Here is a 26,362-nt window from a genome sequence, read left to right as displayed (position 1 = left end):
CGGGCGATCGCCGCACTACCGCGCGGCAACCGTCACCCTTCTCACACGGTCAGAAGATCTTGATCGGATTGACGATGTCAGCCGTGAGTGTCAGCAACATGAACGCGCCACCGATCACGATGAATACGTAAGTAATCGGAAGGAGTCTGGTGTAGTCGACCGGGCCGCCGGGAATCAAGCCTCGGCGGGCGCGGAACCAATCACGGATCTTCTCGTAGAAGACCACCGCGATGTGACCGCCGTCGAGCGGCAACAGCGGCAGAATGTTGAAAACACCGAGGAAGAAGTTGATCGATGCGAGCAGTCCGACGAACGTCGCCCACTGTGCACGGTCCGCCGCTTCACCGCCGATCACGCTGGCACCAACCACGCTGATCGGTGTGTCCTGGGCGCGTTCGCCGCCCGTGATCGACTCCCACAGAGCCCCCACCTTCGACGGAATGTCAGCCAACGCCTTTACCGAGTCGACCATGATCTGGCCGGTGAAGTCGAAGGCCGCCGGAACAGCAGTGAGCGCGTTGTACTCGATCAGATTGCTGACACCCTCAATTCCGACAGCGCCTACCTTTGCCAGTTCCGGCGTTGTGCTGCCGTCTTTGGCTACGTAACGCTCAACCGGCGATACGTCGACCGGAACTTGAACAGTCTCGTCGCCGCGCTCGACTGTGAGCGTGACTGTCCCGGACTTGTCGCGGATCGCCGCGGAAACCTTGGCGAAAGTGTCCGTCGGTTGACCGTCCACCGCGACGATCCGATCGCCGGCAGCAATTCCGGCTGCCTCCGCCGGGCCGGTACCGGTGCAATCCGCGAGTTTCCACCCCTGATCCTGTCCGAGCTGCGTCGGAGCAACACACGTCACGCCCTTGACAACAGGCGGTGCCGGCTCCGTACTGGTTCGACCCCAACCGAGGAGCAATGCGTAGATCAGGAGGAACCCGAGAATGAAGTTCATCGCGATACCGCCGGACATGACGACGACGCGCTTCCACGCCGCCTTCTTGTACATCGCGTGCGGCTCTTCTTCAGGCGTCATCTCGTCGAGGGCCGTCATGCCCGCGATGTCGCAGAATCCGCCCAGCGGCAGCGCCTTGAGGCCGTACTCGGTCTCACCTCGACGGAACGAGAAGATTTTCGGTCCGAAGCCGATGTAGTAGCGGCGAACCTTCATTCCCAAAGCCTTGGCCGTCCACATGTGACCGGCTTCGTGCAGGGCGATGGACACGCCGATGCCGAGGGCAAACAGCACTACGCCCAGTGCAAAAACCATGAAAGCTCTAGCCCTCCTGCTTCACGAGCTGACGCGCTCGTGTGCGTGCCCAGCCGTCTGCGGCCAGAACGTCGTCCACGGTAACCGGTTCTGCGGACCATTGACCTGCATCGTCGAGAACAGCAGCCACCGTGCGGACGATCGCCGGGAAGGAAATGACACCGTCGAGGAATGCCTGAGCCGCCACTTCGTTGGCCGCGTTGTAGATCGCGGTGAAGCAACCTCCGGATTTTCCTGCGCTTCGCGCCAGATCGACGGCTGGGAACACCGACGAATCGAGCGGCTCGAATTCCCAGGTGGAGGCGGTGGTGAAGTCGCATGCCGACGCCGCACCTTCGATGCGGTCCGGCCAGCCGAGAGCGAGAGCGATCGGGAGCTTCATGTCCGGTGGACTCGCCTGTGCCAGCGTCGATCCGTCGAAGAAGGTCACCATGGAGTGCACGATCGATTGCGGATGCACGGTGACGTCGATGCGGTCGTAGTCGATCCCGAACAGCAGGTTCGTCTCGATCAACTCGAGGCCCTTGTTGACCAGAGTTGCCGAGTTGAGGGTGTTCATGGGGCCCATCGACCAGGTGGGGTGCGCTTTTGCCTGAGCCGGATTCACACTTTCGAGCTCCTCGGCGCTCCAGCCACGGAACGGCCCACCCGAAGCGGTGAGAACCAACCGGGCCACCTCGTCGCCTGTTCCACCACGTAGGCACTGGGCAAGCGCCGAATGCTCCGAGTCGACCGGCACGATCTGACCGGGGGCGGCGGCTTTCGTCACCAGCGCTCCGCCGGCGACAAGCGATTCCTTGTTCGCCAGCGCCAGGCGCGCTCCCGAGTTCAAAGCCGCCAGTGTCGGTTCGAGTCCCAAAGAACCGACGAGCGCATTGAGGACAACATCGGCACCGCTGTCCCGAACCAGTTCCGTCACGGCGCTCGGTCCCGAACGGGCGGTTACCGATTCCAGCGCCGATGCCGCTGCAGGATCGGCGACGGCGACGTCCGTGACGCCGGTTGCACGAATCTGTTCGGCCAACAACTCGACGTTGTTGCCGCCCGCTGCAAGACCGACTACTTCGAAACGGTCGGGGTTGGCAGCGATGACCTCCAGCGCTTGGGTACCGATCGAACCGGTACTGCCGAGGAGGAGGACGCGGGTACGTGTGGTTTCCTGCACTCGCCCATTGTTCCTGATAACACCTGAGAACAACCTTATCGACGCCCAACTACGTACGACAGGCAGTCGTATGTCACCATATTGGGCAGTAGTGCAACCGAATGAGCAGGAGGATCGACCGTGGCCGATACCCAGTTGGACGTCAAGTCCAGCGCCCCCGTCGTGGTCTCGCACGTCGATGAGGCCGAGGTTCCCTCTGCCGCATGGGGGTGGAGTGGTGAAGGACTCAAGTTTTTCCGTTTCCTCGGATGGTTCTTCGCAATATTCCTGCTTCTGATGATGATCGGAAACCATCACGGCAAGGTCGAGGATCTGTGGCTCATCGGCACCGCCGGATTGATGATCTTCATTCTGGTCCGCGACATCGTCATCCGTCGCCGCCCGCGCTAGAAACCTGACAAAGAGAAGGCCTCCACGAACGAAAGTTCGTGGAGGCCTTCTCTTTACGTGTTTCAGGCCTGAAACGTTTCAGTTCTCGGCTGCCAGCTGGCCACAGGCTGCGGCGATTTCCTGACCGCGCGTATCGCGCACCGTGCACGAGACGCCCTGGGCGATGACCCGACGCACGAACTCACGCTCGACGTCCTTGGGGCTCGCGTCCCACTCGCTGCCCGGAGTCGGGTTGAGCGGAATCAGGTTGACGTGCACCAACCCGCCGAGTGCTTTCTTCAGCTTCTTGCCCAGCATGTCCGCGCGCCACGGCTGATCGTTGACGTTCTTGATCATCGCGTACTCGATGGACACACGGCGACCGGTCTTGTCTGCGTAGTACCGGGCAGCCTGAAGTACCTCCGACACTGACCAGCGATTGTTGACCGGGACAAGAGTGTCGCGCAGTTCGTCGTCCGGTGTGTGCAGCGATACCGCCAGCGTGACGCTCAGGCCTTCGTCAGCGAGCTTGCGGATAGCGGGAGCTAGGCCGACGGTCGAGACCGTGACGGACCGCTGAGACAGGCCGAGGCCGTCGGGTGCAGGCGAGGTGATCCGTCGTACCGCTGCCACCACACGCTTGTAGTTCGCCAAAGGCTCGCCCATACCCATGAACACGACGTTCGAGAGGCGTCCGGGGCCGCCGGCGACTTCGCCGTCGCGCATGGCGGCCGCTGCCTCGCGAACCTGATCGACGATCTCGGCGGTCGAGAGGTTGCGGTCGAGGCCGCCCTGACCCGTCGCACAGAACGGGCAGGCCATTCCGCAGCCCGCCTGACTCGAGATACAGAGTGTCGCCCGATCGGGATAACGCATCAGGACGCTTTCGAGCAGCGTTCCGTCATGTGCCTTCCACAGGGTCTTGCGAGTGTCGCCCGAATCGCACGCGAGGTGCTTGATCGGGGTCAACAAGGTCGGGAACAGCGACTCCCCCACCTTCTCGCGCACCGATGCGGGGAGATCGGTCATCTTCTCCGGATCGGCTTCGAGCCGCGCGTAGTACTGGCGCGCCAGCTGATCGGCCCGGAAAGCCGGAAGGCCGAGCTCTTTCACCGCTTCTTTGCGCTCGGCGGAATCGAGATCGGCGAGGTGCCGTGGAGGCATTCCGCGCTTGGGTGCAGTGAAAACGAGGGGAAGAGAGGCAGCCATAGTTACACCATTGTCCCATTGTTTTGGGGTGCTACCCCACTGCCACCCGATTGTGGCCGGATTACCCGTGCAACTTCGCGCAGGTTGAGTGATGATCATGTCATGTCAACCACACCAGAGGATCCGTCGAATTCCCCCGTGTACGGCCCAGCCGACGGTTTCGGCCCCGATCCGGAACTTCCGAAGGTGGACGAGAACAAGGCAGTGGAAAAACACGATCCGGAACCGACACCGGCGCCTGAACCGGTGCCGACCGGAACGTCGGTCACCGACCGAACCAGAGCCGCCACGACCTGGGTTGGCCTGGTCATAGGTGCAATCGTGTTGATCTTACTGCTGGTGTTCATCCTGCAGAACCTCGAGAGCGTCTCCGTCAAGATCCTCGCCTGGCAGATCGACTTTCCGCTCGGAATCACGATCCTGCTTTCCGCCATCGCGGGCGCATTGATCATGGCGTTGGCAGGCGGCGTTCGCATCATTCAGATCCGGCGCGCAGCGAAGCGGCAGATGTGACTGAAATCTAGTTACGCAATTGGGTCGATCGATGGGCCAGCAGGCATCATTGATGTCGTGGAAATCACCGGAAAGGCCCTGATGTGACTACTCACATGGAGAGACCTGTGACCTCGCGAATTGCCCCGCAGCAGGCAAGATCCTGGCTCCTCGTCCCCGCGTCCAAACCGGACACCTTCGACGCCGCACTCGCGAGTGCGGCCGACGCCGTCATTCTCGACCTCGAGGATGCCGTCACCGCACCCAACAAACCAGCTGCCCGCCGCGATGTCGCCGCATTCCTGAGCGAACACAATCACGCCTGGGTTCGGATCAACGACGCCACGACACCGTTCTGGGAAGAGGATCTGGCCGTACTCGCGGGCCTCCCCGGACTCGAGGGTGTCATGCTCGCAAAGACCGAAAGCGGTCAGCAGGCCGACGCCACGGCCGAGCGACTTCCCGACGGCACCAAGATTCTTGCTCTCGTCGAATCCGCGGTGGGACTCGAGGCTGCGCCCGAGATCGCACGCACTGACGGCATCTTCCGTCTCGCATTCGGCAGCGGCGACTTCCGGCGCGACACTGGGATGGACGACTCCCCCACGTCGATGTCGTACCCGCGTTCGCGGCTCACCATCGCCAGCCGCGCGGCACGCATCGCTCCGCCGATCGACGGTCCCACGCTCGGCCCCGATCTGGATCTGCTCGCCCGAGACTGTGCGATCACCTTGTCACTCGGCATGGCCGGCAAACTCTGCATGACCACCGCGCAGACTGCCCCCGTCAACGCAGGACTGAGTCCCTCTGTAGCCGACGCGATCTGGGCTCAGAATGTCATCGACGATCTCGGCGAAGACGGCTCACGCGTGCGCGACGGCAGCGACTTGCCCAAGCTCGCCAAGGCGAAGAAGATTCACAAGCTCGCCACCCTGTTCCACATCCCCACCGATCACTGATTTTTTTACTACTGAATCGGTGCAGAAAACGTCAGGCGCTCAAGTCGGAGCGCCTGACGTTCGTCTTTTGAGCCCGCCTTCACGCAAGTTCGAGTGATCGTGGTTTGGACCGAACATGGATCCGGTATCGCACCGAGAAGGCAAGCCCTGTCACTTGCGAGAACGCACGCTCGGCAGTCTTCTCGGTGAACTCGATTCCGAGTACCCGCCGCATATCGTCTCGATTCTCGAACTCCCACCGGGCGTCGACACGCGTGAGCGAGAACCCTTGAGCCTCGAAGAATCCTTCGACCGCCGCGGGATCGTATTTGGGCAGATCCGCCCTCATCCACTCCCCGTACGGGCCGGCGCTCACATCGAGATCCACGATCAGCAGGGCTCCCCCTGGCCTCAGGATCCGCATGGCTTCACGAATTCCCGGGCCGCAGCCTTTGCCGAAAAAGTACGCCGTACGGGCATGAACGAGATCGACTGAAGCATCCACCAGACCCGTGGACTCTGCTGAACCCTGGACTACGTCGATCGACGCCGAATCGCAGGTTCGTTCCCGCGCGGCCTTCACCAGCGGTGCGTGCGGCTCCACTCCGACAACACGACGCGCGGTACGAGCGAACTCCGGTAGATGGAACCCTGCCCCACAGCCGACATCGACGACATCGCGTCCAGACCAGTCGACCTGGGCTCCCATCGCGGCCCAGAGGGAACCGTCGACGTCCTGCGCGCGGTTCTCGACCTCGTAGACGTCCGGCCAATGCCAGATGTTCGGACTGGGAATGGGCTTGGATCGGCCGGAGAAGAAATCACGCACGAGAAATCAGACGAGTGCGTACAGAATCAGCCAGGTGACAAATGCCGAAGGCAGGAGTGAATCCAGGCGGTCCATGATTCCGCCGTGGCCGGGAAGCAAGGTTCCCATGTCCTTGATGCCGAGTTCACGCTTGATCTGCGATTCGATCAGGTCGCCGACCGTCGCGACTACCACCAGGACGACACCGAGCAGGACGCCGATCATCGAATTCGCGTCGAGGATCAACGTCACCGAAAGCAGACTGCCGATGACGCAGAAAATGAGGGAGCCGACGAATCCTTCCCAGGACTTCTTCGGGCTCACAGCCGGCACCATCGGGTGCTTCCCGAACAGCACTCCAGCCGCGTAGCCGCCGATGTCGGAGCACACGACACCGATCATCAAGACGAAGACGCGACCGGGGCCGTCGTCTTCGAGCACCATCAACGCACCGAATGACGCCAACAGCGGGATCCACGCCAGAACGAACACCGTGATGGAGGTGTCTCTCAGGAAGTTCTTCGGGGTCGCCTTGAGGCCGTGGTCGAACAACCGCCACACCATGCATACCAGGACGGTCGCGGTGAATCCGCTGAGCACCCCGACCGGTCCCCACGGCCAGCCGAGCCAGATCGTGGCTTGCCCGCCGACGAGAAGCGGAATTCGCGGCACCTCGATGTCGGCTTCACGAAGCCGCGTGGTGACCTCCCACGTCGCGATGAACATCGCGATCGCAACGACGGCGATCCATCCGGGGGGCAGGAAGATCAAAGTGCCGATGACCAAGGCGCCGAGGCCAGCTCCGACGCCGATGGCGGCAGGTAGGTTCCTGCCCGCCTTCGACTTCGGCGGTTGCGCGCCCTCAGCGCCGCCCGTAGGCCCGTCCGTGACGGGACCACCGGCGGTTCCCTCTTGTGCGTGCACCCAAACTCCCTGATCTACTCCCGACGACAAACACTGCAAATGAGGAGGCTATACCTCCATCAACTCTGCTTCCTTGTGCTTGACGAGTTCCTCGACCGTGTGCACGTACTTCGCCGTGGTCTTGTCGAGTTCTTTCTCTGCGCGACCGACCTCGTCCTCGCCGGCTTCACCGTCCTTCTGGATCCGGCCGAGTTCGTCCATCGCCTTGCGGCGGATGTTGCGCAGCGTGACCTTGGAATCCTCGCCCTTGGACTTGGCCTGCTTCACCAGTTCACGTCGACGCTCTTCCGTGAGCTGCGGAACCGAAATGCGGATGATGCTGCCGTCGTTGGACGGGTTCACCCCGAGATCCGAGTTGCGGATCGCCGTCTCGATCGCGTTGAGCTGCGAGGCCTCGTACGGCTTGACGATGACCATGCGGGCCTCGGGGACGTTGATGCTCGCGAGCTGCGTGATCGGCGTGATCGAACCGTAGTAGTCGATCACGATGCGCGAGAACATACCGGGGTTCGCGCGTCCGGTGCGAACCGAGCCGAGATCGTCCTTGGCTACCGTGACAGCCTTTTCCATCTTCTCTTCTGCCTCGAAGAGCGCTTCATCGATCACGGCTGTTCCTCCATGTTGTTCTGCATCATTTTTTGGGTGTCACTCACGACTTGATCAGGGTGCCGATCTTCTCACCGGACACCGCGCGAGCGATGTTTCCTTCGGTGAGGAGGTTGAACACCATCATCGGCATCGAGTTGTCCATGCACAGGCTGAATGCCGTCGCGTCCGCGACCTTGAGCTCACGTTCGATGACCTCACGGTGCGTGATCTGTTCGTACATCGTCGCGTCCGGGTCGAGACGCGGGTCGGCCGAGTAGACGCCGTCGACAGCCTTGGCCATCAGCACTACCTCGGCACCGATCTCCAGCGCGCGCTGCGCAGCAGTGGTGTCAGTCGAGAAGTAGGGCATACCCATCCCGGCACCGAAGATGACTACGCGCCCCTTCTCGAGGTGCCTGCGTGCGCGAAGGGGGAGGTACGGCTCGGCGACCTGGCCCATGGTGATGGCCGTCTGCACGCGAGAATCGACGCCCGCCTTCTCCAGGAAATCCTGCAGAGCGAGGCAGTTCATGACGGTGCCTAGCATGCCCATGTAGTCGGAGCGCGCGCGATCGAGGCCACGCTGCTGCAGTTCCGCTCCGCGGAAGAAGTTTCCGCCGCCGATGACCACTGCAACCTGTACGCCCGATCGAACGACCTCTGCGATCTGCTCAGCCACCTTGGTGACCACGTCGGGATCGAGACCGACTTTGCCGCCTCCGAACATTTCGCCGCCGAGTTTGAGCAGGACCCGCTTGAATCCTGGACGTTCGTTGGCTGGTTCGGACATTGTTCTCCTCAGTTCGATACAAGACCTTGTAGGTCCTTCATTCTTCTTCTGCCGCCGAATCGGACACCGCGGCATAGGAAAGCCCCCGGGACTCGTCCCGAGGCACTCTCATCCTGCCTCATCGGAGGCCCCAGGTACACGTAGACCCCGCCGGTAGAGCAAATGCTCTTCAGGCGGGGTCCATGTGTGCGGGCTCCGAATTAAGCGGAGGCGCCGACCTCGAAACGCACGAAGCGCTTGATGGTCACGCCTGCATCGTCGAGGATCGCCTTGACGGTCTTCTTGGAGTCCGTGACCGAAGACTGCTCGGTCAGAACGACGTCCTTGAAGTAACCGTTGACGCGGCCTTCGATGATCTTCGGCAGTGCCTGCTCGGGCTTGCCTTCTGCGCGGGCGGTCTCTTCGGCGATGTGACGCTCGGAAGCGACGATCTCCTCGGGAACCTCGTCACGCGTGACGTACTTCGCCTTGAGTGCTGCGACCTGCATTGCAGCGCCGCGAGCGGCCTCAGCAGCAGCATCGCCTTCACCGGTGTACTCGACGAGAACGCCGACAGCGGGCGGCAAGTCGGAGCTGCGCTTGTGCAGGTAAACGGCAACGGGGCCGTCGAAGGAAGCGACGCGGCTCAGTTCGAGCTTCTCACCGATCTTCGCGGACTGCTCCGCAATGACGGTGTCGATGGTCTTGCCGTCGAGCTCGAGCGCCTTGAGAGCGTCGAGGTCAGCAGGCTTACCAGCAGCAGCGACGGTCACGATCTCGTCGGCCAGCTTGATGAACTCGTCGTTCTTGGCCACGAAGTCGGTCTCGCAGTTGATCTCGATCATGACGCCGTCCTTGGCGACGACGAGACCCTCAGCGGTGGTGCGCTCTGCGCGCTTTCCGACATCCTTCGCGCCCTTGATGCGCAGCTGCTCGACGGCCTTGTCGAAATCGCCGTCTGCATCTGCGAGTGCGTTCTTACATGCCATCATTCCGGAGCCGGTGAGCTCACGGAGCCGCTTGACGTCAGCGGCGGTGTAGTTCGCCATGATTAGCGAGCCTCCTCATGTGTCTGTTTCGGACCTAGGACTAACGGTGAAGCACGGCCTAACGGTGAAGCACGGCCTGACGGTGGTGCTCGGGCCTAACGGTGAAACGGCCCTGACCAAAAGAACTCTTGGTCAGGGCCGGTTTCAACGAATCAGGCCTCGGTGGCCGGTGCCTCTGCGGCGGGGGCTGCCTCAGCCTCTGCAGCCGGAGCTGCCTCAGCCTCTGCGGCCGGAGCTGCCTGCGAGAGCAGTTCCTGCTCCCACTCGGCGAGGGGCTCGCCTGCGCCGGCTTCGGGCTTCGCGTCCTTGTCGGCGCTCAGTCCTGCACGTGCCTGCACACCTTCGGCAACCGCGGAAGCGACAACCTTGGTCAGCAGTGCTGCGGAACGGATGGCGTCGTCGTTGCCCGGGATCGGGTAGTCGACGAGGTCGGGGTCGCAGTTGGTGTCCAGGATCGCGATGACCGGGATGTTCAGCTTGCGAGCCTCGGCAACTGCCAGGTGCTCCTTGTTGGTGTCGACGATCCACACCGCGGAAGGAACCTTGGCCATGTCGCGGATACCACCGAGGGTGCGATCCAGCTTGGTCATCTCACGCGTGAGCATGAGGATTTCCTTCTTGGTGCGACCTTCGAATCCACCGGTCTGCTCCATTGCCTCGAGCTCCTTGAGGCGAAGCAGACGCTTGTGAACGGTGGTGAAGTTGGTGAGCATGCCGCCGAGCCAACGCTGGTTGACGTAGGGCATTCCGACGCGAGTCGCTTCGGAAGCGATGGACTCCTGCGCCTGCTTCTTGGTACCGACGAAGAGAACTGTGCCGCCGTGGGCAACGGTCTCCTTGACGAACTCGTACGCCTTGTCGATGTACGTCAGCGTCTGCTGGAGGTCGATGATGTAGATGCCGTTGCGGTCGGTCAAGATGAATCGCTTCATCTTCGGGTTCCAGCGACGAGTCTGATGTCCGAAGTGGGTTCCACTATCGAGCATCTGCTTCATGGTTACGACAGCCATGGCTGTGTACCTCAAACTTTCAATCCGGTTGATGCAGGCGATCGGGTGATCCCTGCCCTGGCACCCGCACGGCCGTCGGACCTGTTTCGTGAGAACCAGGACCAGCCGAGGCCGGAAAACGTGCGCGGGCGCGCGAAGTCGGACTGTGCGAGCACAGACCGCTCGACAAGTGTACGTCCTCGTCCCCCGATGCCATAACCACCCCGGAAGCAACAGACCGAACCGGCGGTTGTGGATCGGTGGCTACCTTGTGGATTACCCGTCTGATCTGCATTGAAGCGTGCGCTACTCCACGCAAGATCAAGGAATGACGATGTTGCGCGGAGCTCGACGAGGCGTGGTCTTTGCCGTGATCTCCTGCTGTGTCGCCGTAGGCACGGCGTCAGCAGACACGCGATTCGACTGGCCGCTCGCTCCTCGGCCGCACGTGGAACGCGCTTTCGACAAACCGGCCGAGAACTGGCTGCCGGGTCATCGCGGGGTCGATCTCGGCGGCAGCGCCGGCCAATCCGTCCTCGCGGCCGGCGACGGCATCGTGGTGTTCGCGGGAGTGGTCGCCGGAAAGCCGACGGTGTCGATCGATCATTCCGGCGGCCTACGCACGACCTACGAACCCGTCACCGCAGTCGTTCGCACAGGTGAACGCGTCGCAGCCAGGTCAGTGATCGGAACCCTTGAAACCGGGCACGAAGGGTGCGCTGTCGAAGCATGTTTGCACTGGGGCTTGCGCAGAGGACGCGAGTATCTCGATCCACTCGGACTGGTTCGGTCGCAACCGCTCAGGCTCAAGCCATTGAAAGGAGGCTGATCGGTCGCAGAAATCGGTCGCAGAATCAGTGCCACTCGGAGACGGCGTGCCGACCCACAGCGTCCGCGAAGTCGTCGGCCACCATCGCTGCCAGTTCCATGAACGCTCGTCTGGTGGCCGGTCGCATCAATTCGAGGTCCATCACCGACCCCTCCGCGAGATGCTCGTCGAAAGGAATGACCTCGACGGCGCGGCATCGACGCATGAAATAGTCCACCAACGCGTCCATGTCGATGACGCTCGACCCTGGTCGGGCGGCGCTGATGACGACGACGGTCCGCTCGACCAGATGGCCGTATCCGTGCAACTGAAGCCAATCGAGCGTTGCCGCCGCACTGCGCGCTCCGTCGATTGCCGGCGAACTGACCAGAACCAACGAATTGGCAAGATCGAGAACGCCGTTCATCGCCGAGTGCATGATCCCGGTACCGCAATCAGTGAGGATGATGTTGTAGTAGACCTGCAAGATGTCGATGACCTGGCGATAGTCGGCCTCGCTGAATGCCTCCGAAATCGCCGGATCCTGCTCACTCGCCAGCACCTCGAGACGACTCGACGACTGGGATGTGTGCACTCGAACGTCCGAATAGCTCTTTATGTCCGGTCTAGCAGCAATCAGATCGCGCACTGTCGAATTGGTCTGCAGCGGAACACGTTGTGCCAAGGTCCCGAAATCGGGATTGGCGTCAACCGCCACGACGCAGTCACCACGCAGCGAAGCAAACGTCGCACCGAGTCCGACCGTGACCGTCGTCTTGCCCACTCCCCCTTTGAGCGAGAGCAGAGCGACTCGGTAGTCGTTGCGGATCGGCTGCTCGATTCGGGCGGCCAGTGCACGGTTGCGCTGTTCGTTGGTCGAATCCCCCAGATTGACCACACCTCCGGTCGCACGATGCAATCCCCTACGCCAGCCGCCACGCGGCGTCCGTTTCGGGCGTTTCAGTAAAGCTTCGGCAACCAGATCCTGGTTTGTCACCTGCTGTTGGCTCGACGGTGGCGGTGGCGTGGACCAGACCTCTTGCAGTCGCGCCACAGGCTCCGGCGTCGGCGCCGGCTCGGGAGCCGGTTGCGGCGATTCGGACAGCCAGGCTGGTTGGCCGCTGTTCGGCAGGTGCTTCACATCTTGGCGGTTCACGAATCCCCCGGATATCGCATGTAATCGAGTGTCTCGATACGACGATCGAACTTTGCCGATTGTTCACTCTTCTGAGCTGCGACGCTACCAAATACCAGCCGAGAACTCGCGTCGCTCCACAAATCAGGCGCGCGGATGGGCCTGATCGTGGACGGATCGAAGCCGTTCGACCGACACGTGCGTGTACAGCTGAGTGGTCGCCAAACTCGCATGACCGAGGAGTTCTTGGACCACACGAAGGTCCGCACCACCCTCCAGCAAATGTGTCGCAGCCGAGTGCCGAAGCCCGTGCGGACCCATGTCGGGAGCCCCTGGAATTGCAGCCATGGTTTCGTGGACCACCGAACGCGCCTGACGCTGATCGAGCCGGCCGCCTCGAACTCCGAGGAGCAACGCTCGCCCGGACCGATCCGAACACAGCGCGGGTCGTCCGTGCTCCAGCCAGCCGTTCAGTGCCGATTCTGCGGGCAGGCCGTATGGCACCGACCGCTCCTTGTTCCCCTTGCCGAGAACACGAAGCAATCGTCGATCGGCATCGACCGACTCGACGTCCAGTCCACACAACTCGCCGACGCGAATTCCGGTGGAGTACAACAATTCCACGATGAGTCGGTCTCGCAGGGCGAGCGGCTCTTGTTGCTGCGCACCGCTTTCCGCCGCATCCATTGCGTCGAGGGCCTGGCTCTGACGCAGCACCGTCGGCAGCGTCCGGCGAGCGGGTGGAGCCGCCAGACGTGTGCCCGGGTCGACGGAAATGCGTCCGGTCTGCGCGAGCCACGCAGTGAACCCACGCGCCGAAGAAGCCCGTCGAGCTACCGTCGTACGGGCTGTTCCTACGGCATTCTGGGCGGCCAACCACGAACGCATGACACTTAGGTCGAGGCGGTCGAGATCTGCATTCTCCGAACCCGCGGAGAAATGGGTCAGCAATGCCCGCGCGTCACCGACGTAGGCGCGGATCGTGTGTTCCGACCGGCCTCGGCTCAGTCGGAGGTGCTCGGCATACGCATCGAGGTGAACGCTCAAGCTCGCCGGCAATGCGTCAGTCATGAACACACGCTCGCTCGCCGCGATTGAAACTGCAAGCTCCCTCGCCGATAGGGTTGATCGGTGAATCGAGCAATTCCTGTGAAGATGTTGTGCGTACTGGCACTGATTTCCGCAATCGCTCCACTGTCCATCGACATGTACCTGCCCGGCCTACCGTTGATGGCGGATGCACTCGACACTACTGCGGCCAGCGTTCAGCTCACGCTGACCACCTTCATGGCAGGCCTCGGAATCGGCCAGCTGATCATCGGTCCGATCTCCGACGGACTTGGCAGGCGACGAATACTGCTGGCCGCGACAATCATCACGGCACTGAGCGGCGCGGCATGCGCGGTGGCGCCGAACATCGAGTTTCTCATCGGTGCACGACTCGTCCAGGGCTTGAGTGGAGGCGCTGCCATCGTTCTTGCCCGCGCTTGTATTGCCGACCGAGCGCGCGGCGACGACGCAGCGAAGCTCTTCAGCATCATGATGATCATCGGCGGTATCGCTCCCGTGGTCGCGCCACTGATCGGCGGCGCACTTCTCGGCCCCGTCGGGTGGCGCGGGATCTTCTGGGTCCTGGCGGTCGCGGGCGCTGTAATGGTGGCTGGTGTCGTTTTGCTCGTTCCCGAGACACTTCCGCCCGAGCGACGCCACGGCGGCGGATTGAAGGCCCTGATCTCGAATCTGCGATACGTGGTCCGCAATCGGCACTACCTCGGATATGCGCTCGCATTCGTCTTCGGATTCGGCGCCTTGTTCGCGTACATCTCCGCGTCACCGTTCGTCGTTCAGAACGTTCTCGGGCTGAGTCCGTCACAATTCTCGATCGCGTTCGCAGTGAACGCCACCGGAATGGTCACGGCAGCGATGATCACCACTCGCCTGCTCGGTCGCGTCGGAGCACGCACGCTGCTGCGTTTCGGGGTGTGCCTACTCCTCATGGGCGGCGCCGTATTGTTCTGCACCAGCGTGGTTTTCAGTTCCACGAATACCTGGTTGATCTTGGTCCCACTGTTCGTGGCAATTTCGAGCATCGGGTTCATCATGGGCAATGCGACCGCTCTCGCCCAAGGAGAGGTCACCAACGCGGCCGGGACCGGTTCAGCGCTGATGGGAGCGGGCCAGTTCGGCTTGGCGGCGCTGGTTTCGCCGTTGGTGGGAATTGCGGGAGAAGACACGGCAGTTCCGATGGCAATCGCAATTCCCACCTTCGGAGTTCTCGCGGCCGTTGCGCTCGTGTTGCTGACTCGCGGCACGGCCGCCGCGAGTTAGTTTTCGGCCGCGGCGAGTTCGGACTTCCAGACCCGGAAGCCCTCTTCGGTGCGACCACGACGCCAATAGCCGGAAATAGAAGCAGCCGACGCCGGGACATTTCGTTCCTTGCGAATGTACGGTCGGAGGTTGTGCATGACGGCTTGTGCTTCACCGTGAATGAACACGTGCGGTTCGCCCGGCAACCATTCGAGTGCCTTGACCGCGGCGACAACCGGAGCGTTGTCGCCCGCTAATTCTTCGCCGACCGCATCGGACGATGCCCCGCGATGTAGCCAGGTCACGGCAATACCTTCTGGGGCATCGAGCGCGATTTCGTCTTCCGGTCCCCCGACTTCGACAACGGCGTAGCCGACCGCATTCGGCGCCAATCGCGCTATCGACGCGGAAATAGCGGGTATTGCGGTCTCGTCTCCGACGAAGAGATACCAATCAGCGGTTGGTGACGGCAAAAACGCGCCACCAGGTCCCCGCAGAGTAATCTCAGCGCCCGGCTGAACTGACGCGGCCCACGGACCTGCGACACCCATGTCGCCGTGGACGACAAAATCGATTGCAATCTCTTTGGCATCAAGATCGTACGAACGAATCGTGTAGGTGCGCAGTGTCGGCTGATCAGGAGTGCCGAATTCGATCTTTACATAGGAATCGCTGTATTCGCTGGGAGTGAACGACTCGAAGCCTGGTCCCCCGAGAAACACTCGTACCATATGGGGGGTCAATTGTTCGGTCCGCAGAACCGTCAATGCAGTTGTCGGCTTGGCCACAGAAAGATCCTTCCGAAAGTTAGTGTTACCTAACTAATGTACACGACAATTGCAGCACGAGGGCGAAATACCTCGCCGGCGACTCCACACAGCGCTCTGTCGACCTTTGTACAGAGCGAAAGAAACCGACCAATCTGCTGGGTAAATTCGGTGCTGTTTAGACGAATTATTTGATCTGCTTCACACGGACGACCTGTCGGACAAAGCTGTCCGAGAACTCGGCAAAGCAACAGTAAAATACACCTCTGGCTCCCGGCGAGTTCGCCGAGAGCCAGAGGTGTATTTAATTCAATCTAGTGTGCAGCGTCGAAAGCGTCGATGATTTCCGCTTTGATACGCCCACGCGGAGCAACTTCGTAACCGTTCTTACCTGCCCAGTCACGGATGGCCTGGAGCGTCTCCTTGGAGCGTCCGGAACCTGATGTGGCCTGCGGAGATGCAGCCTGAGCCTTCTTGCCGCGCTTCCCGCTCACCTTCGCAGCAGCCTCGACGAACGGCTTCACCGCAGCGTCGAACTTCTCTGCATTGGTGGCGCGCAGATCAATCACGTAATCCGTTCCCTGGTAAGAGAACTCAATTCGATCACCGAATCCATCGTCAATCGGCTTACCATCAAGGTCGTCGATGAGTTGCCGAATCAGCTTCTCAGCCATTGCACTCCTCTTTCAATGATCGATTCAATTCTCCTTCACAATACACAGATAGAGCGTTGATGAACAAAAGAAGTTCGAAAGCCTTCACCGTTTCCGAACAGACTCAATGGTCCGAATTAGCAGCGGGTTAGCGGCATTGCCTCGACCGAACACGACCCTGAAAATTCTGCACATTCATCCCTCGGATGCCGGGTGTCAATCAATGCCCGCCGTCATCGTGATCCAGACTAATCGGACTTCCATGCACATTGACCTGAGGCTTTCCTGAGACCCGTCGAACTTGCAGGTCGGGTCGGCGAAACGCATCGAGAATTACATTGCACACAGTCGAGCAAATTCGTGAAAAATAGCCCTGACGTGCCATTTCCGATGCGCTGCGGGTATTGACGATTCACGGTCTTCGCAAACGATTAGTGAGCATCGCCACGCATGGTCTGACGGGCGCAGAAGTAGTTCACGTACTACCGCGTCCGAAACCAACCACTCGAATCAGAACTTGCAAATCCCTCCAGTTCGAGCAGAGGAAGAGTGGCACGAACCTGAGCTATGAGCAATCCCGATTCCTCGGACAACTCACGCGTACTGCGAGACCCCGTTCCCGGCAATGCTTCGTATACCAATCGAGAATTGCCTCGCAATGCGTCGATGTCACGCGTCGCGGCCGCATCCTCCGCGGAATCCCCGACACCAAATGGGCCTGACGCTTCGACTACATCCACGGCATTGGAAACGAGTTGCGCTTCACCTTCTCGGATCATCCGGTGGCATCCGGTCGACGATGCCGAGGTAACCGGTCCGGGCACCGCCATCACGGGACGGCCTAACTTCCGAGCCCAATTGGCGGTATTGCGTGCACCACTGCGCCAACCCGCCTCGACCACCACTACTCCATCCGACAACGCAGCTACCAGTCGATTCCTTGCCAGAAACCGGAACTTTGCAGGTGTTGTGCCCGGTGGATATTCACTTATCACTGCACCCGAACTCGCTATCTGTTTGAGTAGTCGCGCATGCCCTGACGGATACGCTCGATCGACCCCACAGGCCAAGACAGCCAGTGTGGTTCCACCTACGCCCAATGCAGCGCGGTGCGCGGCCCCGTCGATACCGAAGGCCGCCCCGGAAATCACGGTCCACCCGTCGACAGCCAGGTCACCGGCAATCTCTGCCGTCACGTGTTCGCCGTACGCAGTAGATGCCCGCGTGCCCACAATTCCAACCGATCTCTCGGTCAGATCAACCAAATCCCCGGACCCCAACACCCACAACACAAATGGTGCCGTCTCACCCCCGGAGGGATCGAGTCCGTCAAAGGAAAGCATTCGCCACGCCGGCCAATCGGCGCAGTTCGGTGTTACGAGTCTGCCACCCATCGCCTCCATCAGGTCGAGGTCTCGTTGGGCTGTGTCGATGTGAGCGCGGGCTCGCGTCTTCTCCTCGATCGCGGGTGGCAGATCGCCGTTGCGAACCGCCCTCGCAGTTTCTTCGACCCCGAGCTCGTCGATCAACATGGACATATACGCGCTGGGCCCTTGCACGACGCGGGACAGATATGCCCAGGCAAGTAGTCGTGGGTCGTGTGCAGTCATTGGAATCCCCTGTCGCGGAAGTCGAGTGCGGTGACAACTTGATCTGGTCCGGGCATCGCCTCACCTGCCAGATCGGCGACACTCCAGGCAACCCGCAACGCTCGGTCCGCCCCTCGAGCTGTGATCACCCCTTTACGTAGCGCCCGTTCCACCGGCGCCAGCGCCGCACGCGAGAGTCTGAACTTCTGTCTCAACGCCGGCCCTGGTACCTCCGCGTTGGTCCGCCACCCGTACTCACTCCACCGCTGGGCCGCAGTGTCTCGAGCTGCCGCCACGCGCGCACGAACATCGCTGGTGCTTTCCCCCACTTCGTCGATCAGCGCTCCGGTTGCAACCGCCTGCATCCGGACTCTAATGTCGACCCGGTCCAACAACGGGCCGGACAATTTACCCAGGTATCGGCGACGTGCCGCGGGCGCACAGACGCAATCCGCGTCTCGGGGCGGCGCGCACGGGCACGGATTCGCGGCCAGGATGAGCTGGAATCGCGCCGGATAACGCGCCACTCCGTCCCGCCGGGCGATTCGCACTTCCCCGTCTTCGAGTGGCGTGCGTAGCGCTTCGAGCACCTTCACCCCGATCTCGGCACATTCGTCGAGAAACAGCACGCCGCGATGGGCGCGGCTGACCGCACCAGGACGAGCCATCCCACTACCACCACCCACCAGCGAACTGACCGACGAACTGTGATGCGGCGCAATGAAAGGCGGCATATCGATCAACGGCCGATCCTCCGGCAACACCCCCGCCACCGAATGAATCGCCGTCACCTCCAACGACTCCCCCTCCGTCAACGGTGGAAGAATCCCCGGAAGCCTCTGCGCCAACATCGTTTTCCCGATCCCCGGCGGACCCGTCAACATCAAATGATGCGCACCCGCCGCAGCAACCTCTATCGCCCACCGAGCATCCGTCTGCCCGACAACCTCACTCAGATCCCGCGCCGTCACCACATCAGCGCGCTCGAAGACATCGGGAACAGCCAGCGCCAACTCACCACGCAACCACCCGATCACCGCAGACAAATCATCGGCACCCAGCACCTCGATCCCCTTGACCAGGCCCGCCTCTGCCAACGCCCGAGCTGGAACCACCACAGTCCCCCATCCCGCCCGCTTCGCCGCAAGCACCGCAGGCAACACACCGCGCACCGTCCGCAAACGACCGTCGAGTGCCAACTCCCCCAAAAACACAGTCTCCCGCAACAACTTCCGCGGCAACTTCTTCGCCGCATCGAGAACAGACAACGACAACGCCAAATCGTAAACACTGCCCACCTTCGGCAACGTCGCCGGCGACAACGCCAAAATCACCTTGCTGTCCGGCCACTCCTCACCAGAATTGGTCACCGCGGCCCGAATCCGATCACGCGACTCGTGCAACGCCGTATCAGGCAGCCCCACCAAATGCACCGCAGGCAACCCGCGCCCGATATCCGCCTCGATCTCCACGATCTGCCCGTCCACACCACTGACCGCAACAGAATGCGCCCGCCCCAACGCCATCAGAACGCATCCACAAAATGCTCGACCGAAGGCACACCGTCGCGACCGATCAACACAGCCACCACATCAAAACGCACCCTCGACCACGACCGACCCGAATCAGTGAGCCACTGCATCGCCAACACCCGAATCCGACGCTGCTTCGCGAACGTCACCGACTCCGCCGGACTCCCGTACCCGACACCCGACCGAGTCTTCACCTCCACGAACACAATTCGATCACCGGACGTCGCAATCACATCCAACTCGCCGTACCGACAACGCCAATTGCGTTCGACAATCTCCAAACCCGCATCGATCAGGAACTCGACAGCCACATCCTCGCCCCGAGCCCCCAACGCCATATTCCTCGCCATCGCAGCCCCCACCACTCACACGACCGCGCGCCCGCCCCATACGAAGCGCGTCCCAACCACCACCCTCGACCCACCACCACAAAACCAAGCCATCCGAAAACAACCTGTTCACAACTCGGAACCTGTGGAATTCGGCAGCGCGACACACCAACGGCGACCCGAAACCTGACAATTTTCTGAAATCAGCCACATCTTGGACGAAAGTCCAGTAGAACTAGTTACAGTTTTGCTCAAACCGTCACGCACCCCGCTGAATGGAGTTCTACATGGCCCGCCGCTCACTTCGCCACGCAGTAGCAACCACTACATCCCTCGTTCTCATCGCCGCCGGCGTCACTGTTGGACTTGGAGCCTCGGTGGCGCAAGCAGCACCGGCATGCGCGCTCAACCAGTCGGCCACCGACAGTTGGGCCGGTTCCCTCGGGACGCCGTACACCGTCAGCAAGGAGGTTGTCGGCGACGGCAAGGTCGCCCCGGGACAGACGGTCACCTACCTGACAAAGGTTTCCGGTTCGGGAGCACTCGTCAATCAGATCCGCGATTTCCACCCGGCAGGATTCCAGCTGGTCAAGGCTCGCCTGAACGTCAAATGGCTTATCGGCGACCAGAAGTGGGACGACGTCACCAAGACCGTCGTCGTCGGCAACAACTCCGTGGTGGCAAAGGGCGGCGGATGGACCACTGCTGGTGGCGGCATCATCGCATTGGAGACCACCTACAAGGTTCCCGATAACGCAGTTGTCGGCTCTCAGCTCGACAGCGGCGCCGGCACCAACATTGTGCTGGCGGCGGGCGACTGGGACATCAATCCGATGGGCGTGTGTGTCACCATCCGGCAGCCGAACCCCGTCGAGGCCGGCGCCGGAAGCCTCGAAGACATGGGCTTCGGCTCGCTCAACTCCGGATCGGGCCAGGTATTCGGCTCCCTGACCGACCCGCAGGGGTCGATGACCAATGTCATCAGCGGCGTCCTGGGCAATGTGCTCGGCAACATGAGCTGACTCAGTTCAGATTAGTAAATGGGCCGAGCCACCAGCACATGCTGGCAACTCGGCCCATTTCTACGTTGCCGAACAAAGCTTTGCCGTCAACCGAGTTCAAGAAATCATCAGCAAATCACCGCGTCAGCTTTCCGCCGTACCGGGCCGGCGTCGTACCGAAGGTTTCCCGAAATGCGGCGATGAACCCGCTACTGGTTCGGTAACCCACCTGCGGGGCAACGTCGTTGACACCCTCACCCCGCGCGAGCATCTCGAGCGACGCATACATTCGGGCGCGAGTCCTCCACTGTCCGAAGGTAATCCCGGTATCGGCGACAAAGGCACGCATCAAAGTCTTGGAACTGACCCCGAGTTCACCCGCCCACTCCCCTAATGTTCGCGAGTCTGCCGGATCGGCAAGGATGCGGGCAGAAACCGAACTCGCCGCAGCATTGCGAGGAACCGCGAGGACGTCGTGCCGTTCGGGCGCGGCAGCAAGAATGTCGTAGAGCAACTCCTGACTCATCAACCGCCGAGCATCGTCGATGGTCCGATCTGCGAGATGGCGCAGCAATTGAGCGGATAAAGCATCGACTTCGAGAACAAGTGGCTGAGTCCACCTGGGCCCGCCAGGGCGTAGATCCGGACGCGCATAGGCCGCGATCATGCATCCCGCCGACAGAAGCGTCATGTCGTGGAGAACGGTGCCCGGCAACCAGACCAAGTGCTCGCTGTGCAGGTGCCACACGTTGCCCCCGGCAGCAATCTGCATCGTCCCTTCACTCATCCAGGCGATCTGATGCTCCGGGTGGCGGTGAGCCCCGTACGCGGTCACGCCCTCGACGACGTTGGTGTAGACCTGAAAATCTTTGAATGTCCGTCCGCGACTATCGGGCAGCGCTAGCAAGGACTTTGGGCGAGTCGAGTACTCGATAGTGGACATTTTGCGTCTTTCTGGGCGTATCCGAGTCCATCCTGAAGGATGGACCGACGATCCTGCAAAGGTTAGCCTCACTTTATTGCTGACGCGACCAGCTCAGCACTTCACGCGGACCTCAGATCACTTCGCCCACCACTTCGAAGGAGCATGCACGTGCCCTCACATAGCACCCGAATCCTCGCCGCCTTATTCACGACGGCCGCGATCATCGGGTTCTCGACCGCCTGTGGAACCTCGCAAGGCTTCGACACCGCATCAGCGACCCAGAGCAACGACGCATTCCCCGTGACGATCGAGCACGCACAGGGTTCGACGACAATCGATGCCGAACCGCAGCGGGTAGTGACACTCGGATACACCGATCACGAACCACTGCTCGCCTTGGGAGTCGAACCCGTAGGCATGGCCGAATGGTGGGGGTCCGGCATGGATGAAAGCTGGCCGTGGACGAAGAATTACTGGAAGGGGAAAACTCCGACCTACATCAACAGCGGCGGAGACTTCAACTTCGAGCAAATCGCCTCCCTCGCACCAGATCTGATCCTCGCGCTGTACGCCGACATCGACACGGAAACCTACAAGAAGCTGACCTCGATTGCGCCGACTGTCGCGCAGAGCAAGGACTACGACGCGTACACAACGCCGTGGACCGACATGACGCTCACCGCCGGGCGCGCCCTCGGCAAAGGACCACAAGCTCAGCAACTGATCACGGATACCGAAAACGCGTTTGCCGCCGCCCGCGCTGCACACCCGGAGTTTGCCGGGCAAACCGCAACGATCGTCAACCTCGACACTCCCGAGGGCTACGTGTTCTCGTCGCACGATCCACGCGGCATTTTCCTCTCGTCACTCGGGTTCACCCTCCCCGCGACCGTCGACGCATTCGTCGGCGACCAGTTCGGCGACTGGATGCCGAACGAGCGATACGACATCCTCGAACCCGTTGATCGTTTGATCGTGATGGCCGACCCGGAGGGAGAGAAGGCCCTCGCCGGCAACACGCTCTACCAGCGACTACCCGCCGTGAAGAGCGGAAATGCGATGGTCGTGCGGTACACCGCAGATCCACCCGTCGGCGCGGCGATGTCCGGCAATACCGTCCTGAGCATTCCGTATGCCATCGACCAACTGACAGCCACGTTGTCGAAGTAAACTACAGGGCAGGTATCGAAAATATGTTCGAAGAGTGTTAGTCTCGGGGTCAGGAAGCACTCACGGACATCGAGGATCACCATGGACGAGGTACCGGACACCGCGTTAGATCTGGCTCGACTGGTCGACGAGCTGACGGTTCTCGACCAGCGACGCGTCGACATCGGCGAGAGTTTGGTTCATCTCGAGTACCTCTACTCCCAGATGGGCGCACGGCAACAAGCAGATGCTGCCCGAAAAGCCTTCCAGGAGAAGTACGTCGGACGAATCTACGAACTCGCAGACGGCCTGCGAACCTGAAAAGGGGTTGCACACAACCACTGACCGAGCGCATGGTCATTCCTGCACGACACACCGGACCGATCGGTTCGGCTGTGAACTATGTGGGAGAAATCTGATGGAGAAGATCACCAAGAGGCTGTGGAACTGGGCATCGATACTCGACGAGAACACTCGCGAGCAAGCGCTGCGTACGTCCCAGATGCCTTTTGTCCGTCCACATCTGGCGCTTATGCCGGATGCGCACCTCGGTGCGGGAGCGACGGTGGGTTCGGTCATTCCGACGGAAGGCGCAATCATGCCCGCCGCCGTCGGAGTCGATATCGGCTGCGGAATGATCGCGGTCAAAACCCAGTTCAGCGCACGCGACCTTCAAGGCCGCGACCTGACCGTACTTCGCCACAGCATCGAACGCTCCGTCCCGCTCTCGGCAGGTGTCTACAACAAGACGCTGAGCGACACGGCGAAAATCCGCATCGCAGAACTCGAGGCGATGGCGGGCGATCGCCTGTCCTTCTACGACAAGTTCAAGAACGACTGGAGGTTTCAGCTCGGAACGCTGGGCTCTGGTAACCACTTCATCGAGGTGACGCTCGACGAGAGCGACGGCGTCTGGCTGTTCCTGCACTCGGGAAGCCGCGGTATCGGAAACAAGCTCGCGCAGCATCACATCAAGATCGCCAAGGACTTGTGCGAGCGGTGGTACATCAACCTTCCCGATCCGGATCTTGCCTACCTGGTCGAGAAGACGCCCGAATTCGACTCGTACATCACCGATCTCAACTGGGCTCAGCACTTCGCTCTGCTCAACCGCGAAGAGATGATGGACCGCGTCGTGAAGGACTTCGCGCACTTCATGGGAGACGGCAAACCCGCGATCATCGACGAAGTCGAGCGGATCAACTGCCACCACAACTTCACCCAGAAGGAGTTCCACATGGGCAGGGGTGTGTGGCTGAGCCGTAAGGGTGCGATCAAGGCAGACGAGGGCACGCCCGGGCTCATCCCCGGTTCGATGGGGACGGCGAGTTACGTCGTCGTCGGGAAGGGAAACGTACCGTCGTTCAAGTCCAGCCCCCACGGCGCGGGTCGGGTGTACGGACGTAACCAGGCACGCAAGACCTTCACCATCGAAGATCTCGACAAGGCAATGGTCGGCATCGAATACAAGCGTTCCGCGGCGTTCCTCGACGAGATCCCGGGTGCGTACAAGGACATCGACGTCGTGATGGACGACGCGAAGGACTTGGTCGAGATTCGACACACGCTGCGTCAGATTGTGAACGTCAAGGGCAACTGACCCCGCACAACTCCGCGAAATACGAAGTGCCCCGCCGATATCGGCGGGGCACTTCGTTGTCGAGATCAGTCCGGCAAGCGCAGATCAGTCAGGAAGGCGCAGATCCGGCTTGTCCAGCTCTTCGATGTTGACGTCCTTGAAGGTCACGACGCGTACGTATTTCACGAATCGCGCCGGGCGGTACATGTCCCACACCCAGGCGTCGGACATCCGCAGCTCGAAGTAGATCTCCCCGTCTGAATTGTGGGGCAGCAACTCGACCGTGTTGGCCAGGTAGAAACGTCGTTCGGTCTCCACGACGTAGGAGAACTGTCCGACGATGTCCCGGTATTCACGGTAGAGCGACAGCTCCATCTCGGTTTCGTACTTCTCGAGATCCTCGGCACTCATCGGTTTAGCCAGTCCTCCCAGTTCGTCTGAACGTCCATCATCCCGTACGGCCCGCGCGTTGTTCCAACCGGACTCCCGCAGCCACCACGTTGGCATAGGTCATGCGGTGCTCAGGGCACGGCCCCAGCTCGTCGAGTGCGTCCATGTGCAGTGGCGTGCTGTATCCCTTGTGAATCGCGAAGCCGTATCCCGGATGAGTGTCGTCCATCTCGGTCATCACACGATCTCGGGTCACCTTCGCGAGAACGCTCGCCGCGGCGATGCATGCAGCGGCGCCGTCACCGCCGATGACCGGTAGCGACGGAGCCGTCAGACCCGGAACCCGGAATCCGTCGGTGAGAACGTAGCCCGGTTCGAGGTCGAGGCCCGCAACTGCTCGTCGCATCCCCTCGATGTTGGCGACGTGGATGCCGATCTGATCGACTTCCGCAGCGGGAACAGAGATGACACTCCACGCCAACGCCAAGCGCTTGATCGCCGGGAAAAGCTCCTCGCGCGCACGTTCGGTCAGCTTCTTCGAATCGTCGAGCCGCGCGAGGGCTGCTTGCGGTTTCGGCGCCAGGACACACGCTGCAATGACAAGTGGACCAGCGCACGCTCCGCGCCCGGCCTCGTCGACGCCGGCCACCGGACCGAGTCCGGTTCGCGCCAACGCAGACTCCATCGTCCGCAGACCTGCCGATCTGCGAATGACAACGCGAGGGGGCCAACTACTCACCGTCTCTGCCTACTCGGAACTACGCGAATCCATGTGTGCGGTCCGACAACTCAGTTGCCCTGAATATCAGGCGCATCGATGCCGCCCATTCGCGACGGGGGAAGAACGATGAAACGAGCTTGACCGATGATGTTGTCGATCGGGACGGTTCCCTGGAACTCGTCGTCGACGTGGTAGCGCGAGTCGGCGGAATTGCTGCGGTTGTCACCCATGACCCACACGTGGCCCTCGGGAACGGTGATCGGTCCGAAGCAGCGGCCCGACTTCAATTCGGTGTCACACGTTTGCGTTCCCGGAGTGAACGGGAAATCCATCTTGATGTACGGCTCGTCGAGCGGCTTGCCGTCGACCAGGACTCGGCCCTGATCGTCACAGCATTCGACGGTCTGGCCGCCGGTAGCGATCACTCGCTTGACCAAGTCGTTCTCGTCCGGCGGAACGAGGCCGACCCACGAACCGACCTCTTGAATACCGCGGACGACAACGTTGTCGGACCGATTGGACACATATTTCGTGTTCCACGAATCGGGTCCCTTGAAGACGACGACGTCGCCGGGTTCCGGATCGCCGAAGCGGTATCCGATCTTCTCCACCACGATGCGGTCACCGGTACATCCCGCACAGCCGTGCAGTGTCGGTTCCATCGACTCGGATGGGATGAGAAAAACTCTGAAGACAAATGCCTGAAGGACGATGCTGAGTACCAGCGCTACGCCGATCAGAACAGGGAGTTCTCGCAGAAACGATCGCTGTTTCTTCTGCGGCCGATGTGAGGTCGGTTCCGCGGAACCGCTTGATCCCTCGTGATTCTCGGGTCCGGACGACAATGCCTGCTCCTTCGAAGAATCTGCCACAGAAACCAGATTAGCCCGACACCGCGCGTACGCGGTGC

29 protein-coding genes are annotated in these 26,362 nt (G+C 61.3%); 9 read left to right on the top strand and 20 right to left on the bottom strand.

Annotation, left to right across the window (positions count from 1 at the left end; all coding sequences use genetic code 11):
* Nucleotides 1-49: 49 nt before the first annotated feature.
* Complete coding sequence (locus tag M0639_RS12010) at nucleotides 50-1,267, bottom strand: M50 family metallopeptidase (protein WP_007734886.1); 1,218 nt, start codon at nucleotides 1,265-1,267, stop codon at nucleotides 50-52.
* Nucleotides 1,268-1,274: 7 nt separating this feature from the next.
* The gene (gene dxr, locus M0639_RS12005) at nucleotides 1,275-2,432 is read right to left on the bottom strand and encodes a 1-deoxy-D-xylulose-5-phosphate reductoisomerase (RefSeq protein WP_064073702.1); all 1,158 of its coding nucleotides are present in this window, start codon (nucleotides 2,430-2,432) and stop codon (nucleotides 1,275-1,277) included.
* A 120-nt stretch (nucleotides 2,433-2,552) separates the two neighbouring features.
* On the opposite strand from dxr, the gene M0639_RS12000 reads away from it, so the two are divergent.
* Entirely contained in the window at nucleotides 2,553-2,822 is a 270-nt protein-coding gene (locus M0639_RS12000) for a DUF2631 domain-containing protein (protein ID WP_003942762.1), read from the top strand.
* Nucleotides 2,823-2,900: 78 nt separating this feature from the next.
* Here M0639_RS12000 and rlmN read toward each other — a convergent pair whose 3' ends face one another.
* Nucleotides 2,901-4,010 carry a dual-specificity RNA methyltransferase RlmN gene (gene rlmN / locus M0639_RS11995; RefSeq protein WP_003942816.1) on the bottom strand — a complete coding sequence of 370 codons (1,110 nt, stop codon included), beginning with the start codon at nucleotides 4,008-4,010 and terminating at the stop codon, nucleotides 2,901-2,903.
* A 102-nt stretch (nucleotides 4,011-4,112) separates the two neighbouring features.
* On the opposite strand from rlmN, the gene M0639_RS11990 reads away from it, so the two are divergent.
* Together M0639_RS11990 and M0639_RS11985 are read left to right on the top strand one after the other, a co-directional pair.
* Nucleotides 4,113-4,523, top strand: a complete 411-nt coding sequence (locus M0639_RS11990; RefSeq protein ID WP_197486140.1) for a LapA family protein — start codon at nucleotides 4,113-4,115, stop codon at nucleotides 4,521-4,523.
* A gap of 95 nt (nucleotides 4,524-4,618) precedes the next feature.
* A complete protein-coding gene (locus M0639_RS11985) occupies nucleotides 4,619-5,461 on the top strand; it encodes an HpcH/HpaI aldolase/citrate lyase family protein (RefSeq protein ID WP_030535660.1) in 843 nt (280 codons plus the stop codon).
* A gap of 79 nt (nucleotides 5,462-5,540) precedes the next feature.
* Here M0639_RS11985 and M0639_RS11980 read toward each other — a convergent pair whose 3' ends face one another.
* The 6 genes from M0639_RS11980 to rpsB all read right to left on the bottom strand — a co-directional run bounded on the left by M0639_RS11980 (nucleotide 5,541) and on the right by rpsB (nucleotide 10,588).
* Nucleotides 5,541-6,269 carry a class I SAM-dependent methyltransferase gene (locus M0639_RS11980; protein ID WP_064073703.1) on the bottom strand — a complete coding sequence of 243 codons (729 nt, stop codon included), beginning with the start codon at nucleotides 6,267-6,269 and terminating at the stop codon, nucleotides 5,541-5,543.
* A 6-nt stretch (nucleotides 6,270-6,275) separates the two neighbouring features.
* Nucleotides 6,276-7,172, bottom strand: coding sequence for a phosphatidate cytidylyltransferase (locus tag M0639_RS11975; protein ID WP_003942673.1), 897 nt, complete (start codon nucleotides 7,170-7,172; stop codon nucleotides 6,276-6,278).
* A gap of 48 nt (nucleotides 7,173-7,220) precedes the next feature.
* Entirely contained in the window at nucleotides 7,221-7,778 is a 558-nt protein-coding gene (gene frr, locus M0639_RS11970) for a ribosome recycling factor (protein WP_003942777.1), read from the bottom strand.
* Nucleotides 7,779-7,821: 43 nt separating this feature from the next.
* Nucleotides 7,822-8,550: a UMP kinase gene (gene pyrH, locus M0639_RS11965; RefSeq protein WP_003942722.1), complete on the bottom strand. Its 729-nt coding sequence runs from the start codon at nucleotides 8,548-8,550 to the stop codon at nucleotides 7,822-7,824.
* A 200-nt stretch (nucleotides 8,551-8,750) separates the two neighbouring features.
* A complete protein-coding gene (tsf, locus tag M0639_RS11960; RefSeq protein WP_054781688.1) occupies nucleotides 8,751-9,578 on the bottom strand; it encodes a translation elongation factor Ts in 828 nt (275 codons plus the stop codon).
* Nucleotides 9,579-9,730: 152 nt separating this feature from the next.
* Nucleotides 9,731-10,588: a 30S ribosomal protein S2 gene (gene rpsB / locus M0639_RS11955; protein ID WP_003942709.1), complete on the bottom strand. Its 858-nt coding sequence runs from the start codon at nucleotides 10,586-10,588 to the stop codon at nucleotides 9,731-9,733.
* A gap of 313 nt (nucleotides 10,589-10,901) precedes the next feature.
* Here rpsB and M0639_RS11950 point away from each other — a divergent pair, with 313 nt between their 5' ends.
* Nucleotides 10,902-11,396, top strand: coding sequence for a M23 family metallopeptidase (locus M0639_RS11950; RefSeq protein ID WP_231915103.1), 495 nt, complete (start codon nucleotides 10,902-10,904; stop codon nucleotides 11,394-11,396).
* A gap of 25 nt (nucleotides 11,397-11,421) precedes the next feature.
* Here M0639_RS11950 and M0639_RS11945 read toward each other — a convergent pair whose 3' ends face one another.
* Both M0639_RS11945 and M0639_RS11940 read right to left on the bottom strand, forming a co-directional pair.
* On the bottom strand, nucleotides 11,422-12,531 hold the full coding sequence (locus tag M0639_RS11945; protein ID WP_003942711.1) for a MinD/ParA family ATP-binding protein: 1,110 nt from the start codon (nucleotides 12,529-12,531) through the stop codon (nucleotides 11,422-11,424).
* A 123-nt stretch (nucleotides 12,532-12,654) separates the two neighbouring features.
* Nucleotides 12,655-13,581: a tyrosine recombinase XerC gene (locus M0639_RS11940; protein WP_003942767.1), complete on the bottom strand. Its 927-nt coding sequence runs from the start codon at nucleotides 13,579-13,581 to the stop codon at nucleotides 12,655-12,657.
* Nucleotides 13,582-13,665: 84 nt separating this feature from the next.
* Between M0639_RS11940 and M0639_RS11935 the strand changes: the two genes are divergently transcribed.
* Nucleotides 13,666-14,838, top strand: coding sequence for a multidrug effflux MFS transporter (locus tag M0639_RS11935; RefSeq protein WP_007734871.1), 1,173 nt, complete (start codon nucleotides 13,666-13,668; stop codon nucleotides 14,836-14,838).
* Here the strand turns inward: M0639_RS11935 and M0639_RS11930 are convergent.
* The 5 genes from M0639_RS11930 to M0639_RS11910 form a co-directional block, all read right to left on the bottom strand.
* Nucleotides 14,835-15,605 (bottom strand): siderophore-interacting protein, encoded by a 771-nt coding sequence (locus M0639_RS11930; protein WP_030535667.1) that lies wholly within the window; start codon nucleotides 15,603-15,605, stop codon nucleotides 14,835-14,837. The two genes, M0639_RS11935 and M0639_RS11930, sit on opposite strands and share 4 nt — an antisense overlap.
* Before the next feature lie 293 nt (nucleotides 15,606-15,898).
* On the bottom strand, nucleotides 15,899-16,258 hold the full coding sequence (locus M0639_RS11925; protein ID WP_003942721.1) for a histone-like nucleoid-structuring protein Lsr2: 360 nt from the start codon (nucleotides 16,256-16,258) through the stop codon (nucleotides 15,899-15,901).
* A gap of 461 nt (nucleotides 16,259-16,719) precedes the next feature.
* Nucleotides 16,720-17,847 (bottom strand): DNA-processing protein DprA, encoded by a 1,128-nt coding sequence (dprA, locus tag M0639_RS11920; protein WP_063316579.1) that lies wholly within the window; start codon nucleotides 17,845-17,847, stop codon nucleotides 16,720-16,722.
* Nucleotides 17,844-19,352 carry a YifB family Mg chelatase-like AAA ATPase gene (locus tag M0639_RS11915; RefSeq protein WP_063316580.1) on the bottom strand — a complete coding sequence of 503 codons (1,509 nt, stop codon included), beginning with the start codon at nucleotides 19,350-19,352 and terminating at the stop codon, nucleotides 17,844-17,846. Before M0639_RS11915 ends, dprA begins: the two co-directional genes overlap by 4 nt.
* Complete coding sequence (locus M0639_RS11910; protein ID WP_063316738.1) at nucleotides 19,352-19,708, bottom strand: YraN family protein; 357 nt, start codon at nucleotides 19,706-19,708, stop codon at nucleotides 19,352-19,354. Before M0639_RS11910 ends, M0639_RS11915 begins: the two co-directional genes overlap by 1 nt.
* Nucleotides 19,709-19,974: 266 nt before the next feature.
* Between M0639_RS11910 and M0639_RS11905 the strand changes: the two genes are divergently transcribed.
* Nucleotides 19,975-20,709 carry a hypothetical protein gene (locus M0639_RS11905; RefSeq protein ID WP_064073722.1) on the top strand — a complete coding sequence of 245 codons (735 nt, stop codon included), beginning with the start codon at nucleotides 19,975-19,977 and terminating at the stop codon, nucleotides 20,707-20,709.
* Nucleotides 20,710-20,824: 115 nt separating this feature from the next.
* Here the strand turns inward: M0639_RS11905 and M0639_RS11900 are convergent, their stop codons facing one another.
* Nucleotides 20,825-21,631, bottom strand: a complete 807-nt coding sequence (locus M0639_RS11900) for a helix-turn-helix transcriptional regulator (RefSeq protein WP_007734863.1) — start codon at nucleotides 21,629-21,631, stop codon at nucleotides 20,825-20,827.
* A 144-nt stretch (nucleotides 21,632-21,775) separates the two neighbouring features.
* On the opposite strand from M0639_RS11900, the gene M0639_RS11895 reads away from it, so the two are divergent.
* The 3 genes from M0639_RS11895 (at nucleotide 21,776) to M0639_RS11885 (ending at nucleotide 24,362) form a co-directional block, all read left to right on the top strand.
* A complete protein-coding gene (locus M0639_RS11895; protein ID WP_207623858.1) occupies nucleotides 21,776-22,783 on the top strand; it encodes an iron-siderophore ABC transporter substrate-binding protein in 1,008 nt (335 codons plus the stop codon).
* An 81-nt stretch (nucleotides 22,784-22,864) separates the two neighbouring features.
* Nucleotides 22,865-23,083 (top strand): hypothetical protein, encoded by a 219-nt coding sequence (locus M0639_RS11890; protein ID WP_003942716.1) that lies wholly within the window; start codon nucleotides 22,865-22,867, stop codon nucleotides 23,081-23,083.
* Nucleotides 23,084-23,180: 97 nt separating this feature from the next.
* A complete protein-coding gene (locus M0639_RS11885; RefSeq protein WP_007734861.1) occupies nucleotides 23,181-24,362 on the top strand; it encodes an RtcB family protein in 1,182 nt (393 codons plus the stop codon).
* 84 nt (nucleotides 24,363-24,446) lie between these two features.
* On the opposite strand, the gene M0639_RS11880 is transcribed toward M0639_RS11885, so the two are convergent.
* From M0639_RS11880 to lepB, 3 genes are read right to left on the bottom strand one after another with little or no spacing between them, the layout of a single operon-like run.
* The gene (locus tag M0639_RS11880; RefSeq protein WP_003942715.1) at nucleotides 24,447-24,752 is read right to left on the bottom strand and encodes a DUF2469 domain-containing protein; all 306 of its coding nucleotides are present in this window, start codon (nucleotides 24,750-24,752) and stop codon (nucleotides 24,447-24,449) included.
* A gap of 37 nt (nucleotides 24,753-24,789) precedes the next feature.
* A complete protein-coding gene (locus M0639_RS11875) occupies nucleotides 24,790-25,470 on the bottom strand; it encodes a ribonuclease HII (RefSeq protein WP_024487346.1) in 681 nt (226 codons plus the stop codon).
* Nucleotides 25,471-25,520: 50 nt separating this feature from the next.
* Nucleotides 25,521-26,324 carry a signal peptidase I gene (gene lepB / locus M0639_RS11870; protein ID WP_003942787.1) on the bottom strand — a complete coding sequence of 268 codons (804 nt, stop codon included), beginning with the start codon at nucleotides 26,322-26,324 and terminating at the stop codon, nucleotides 25,521-25,523.
* Nucleotides 26,325-26,362: the final 38 nt, after the last annotated feature.

This window comes from Rhodococcus qingshengii JCM 15477, from assembly GCF_023221595.1.
Taxonomy (GTDB): Bacteria; Actinomycetota; Actinomycetes; order Mycobacteriales; family Mycobacteriaceae; genus Rhodococcus_F; species Rhodococcus_F qingshengii.
Note: the sequence above shows the minus strand (reverse complement) of the source record. Positions and strands in the feature narration are given on the sequence as shown.

Excerpts from the sequence above, each read along its gene's own strand:
- M0639_RS12010 (WP_007734886.1), bottom strand. The coding sequence starts at position 1,267 with ATGGTTTTTGCACTGGGCGTAGTGCTGTTTGCCCTCGGCATCGGCGTG.
- rlmN (WP_003942816.1), bottom strand. The coding sequence starts at position 4,010 with ATGGCTGCCTCTCTTCCCCTCGTTTTCACTGCACCCAAGCGCGGAATG.
- M0639_RS11990 (WP_197486140.1), top strand. The coding sequence starts at position 4,113 with ATGTCAACCACACCAGAGGATCCGTCGAATTCCCCCGTGTACGGCCCA.
- M0639_RS11985 (WP_030535660.1), top strand. The coding sequence starts at position 4,619 with ATGGAGAGACCTGTGACCTCGCGAATTGCCCCGCAGCAGGCAAGATCC.
- pyrH (WP_003942722.1), bottom strand. The coding sequence starts at position 8,550 with ATGTCCGAACCAGCCAACGAACGTCCAGGATTCAAGCGGGTCCTGCTC.
- tsf (WP_054781688.1), bottom strand. The coding sequence starts at position 9,578 with ATGGCGAACTACACCGCCGCTGACGTCAAGCGGCTCCGTGAGCTCACC.
- rpsB (WP_003942709.1), bottom strand. The coding sequence starts at position 10,588 with ATGGCTGTCGTAACCATGAAGCAGATGCTCGATAGTGGAACCCACTTC.
- M0639_RS11950 (WP_231915103.1), top strand. The coding sequence starts at position 10,902 with ATGTTGCGCGGAGCTCGACGAGGCGTGGTCTTTGCCGTGATCTCCTGC.
- M0639_RS11940 (WP_003942767.1), bottom strand. The coding sequence starts at position 13,581 with ATGACTGACGCATTGCCGGCGAGCTTGAGCGTTCACCTCGATGCGTAT.
- M0639_RS11935 (WP_007734871.1), top strand. The coding sequence starts at position 13,666 with ATGTTGTGCGTACTGGCACTGATTTCCGCAATCGCTCCACTGTCCATC.
- M0639_RS11925 (WP_003942721.1), bottom strand. The coding sequence starts at position 16,258 with ATGGCTGAGAAGCTGATTCGGCAACTCATCGACGACCTTGATGGTAAG.
- dprA (WP_063316579.1), bottom strand. The coding sequence starts at position 17,847 with ATGACTGCACACGACCCACGACTACTTGCCTGGGCATATCTGTCCCGC.
- M0639_RS11915 (WP_063316580.1), bottom strand. The coding sequence starts at position 19,352 with ATGGCGTTGGGGCGGGCGCATTCTGTTGCGGTCAGTGGTGTGGACGGG.
- M0639_RS11910 (WP_063316738.1), bottom strand. The coding sequence starts at position 19,708 with ATGGCGAGGAATATGGCGTTGGGGGCTCGGGGCGAGGATGTGGCTGTC.
- M0639_RS11905 (WP_064073722.1), top strand. The coding sequence starts at position 19,975 with ATGGCCCGCCGCTCACTTCGCCACGCAGTAGCAACCACTACATCCCTC.
- M0639_RS11900 (WP_007734863.1), bottom strand. The coding sequence starts at position 21,631 with ATGTCCACTATCGAGTACTCGACTCGCCCAAAGTCCTTGCTAGCGCTG.
- M0639_RS11895 (WP_207623858.1), top strand. The coding sequence starts at position 21,776 with ATGCACGTGCCCTCACATAGCACCCGAATCCTCGCCGCCTTATTCACG.
- M0639_RS11890 (WP_003942716.1), top strand. The coding sequence starts at position 22,865 with ATGGACGAGGTACCGGACACCGCGTTAGATCTGGCTCGACTGGTCGAC.
- M0639_RS11885 (WP_007734861.1), top strand. The coding sequence starts at position 23,181 with ATGGAGAAGATCACCAAGAGGCTGTGGAACTGGGCATCGATACTCGAC.
- M0639_RS11880 (WP_003942715.1), bottom strand. The coding sequence starts at position 24,752 with ATGAGTGCCGAGGATCTCGAGAAGTACGAAACCGAGATGGAGCTGTCG.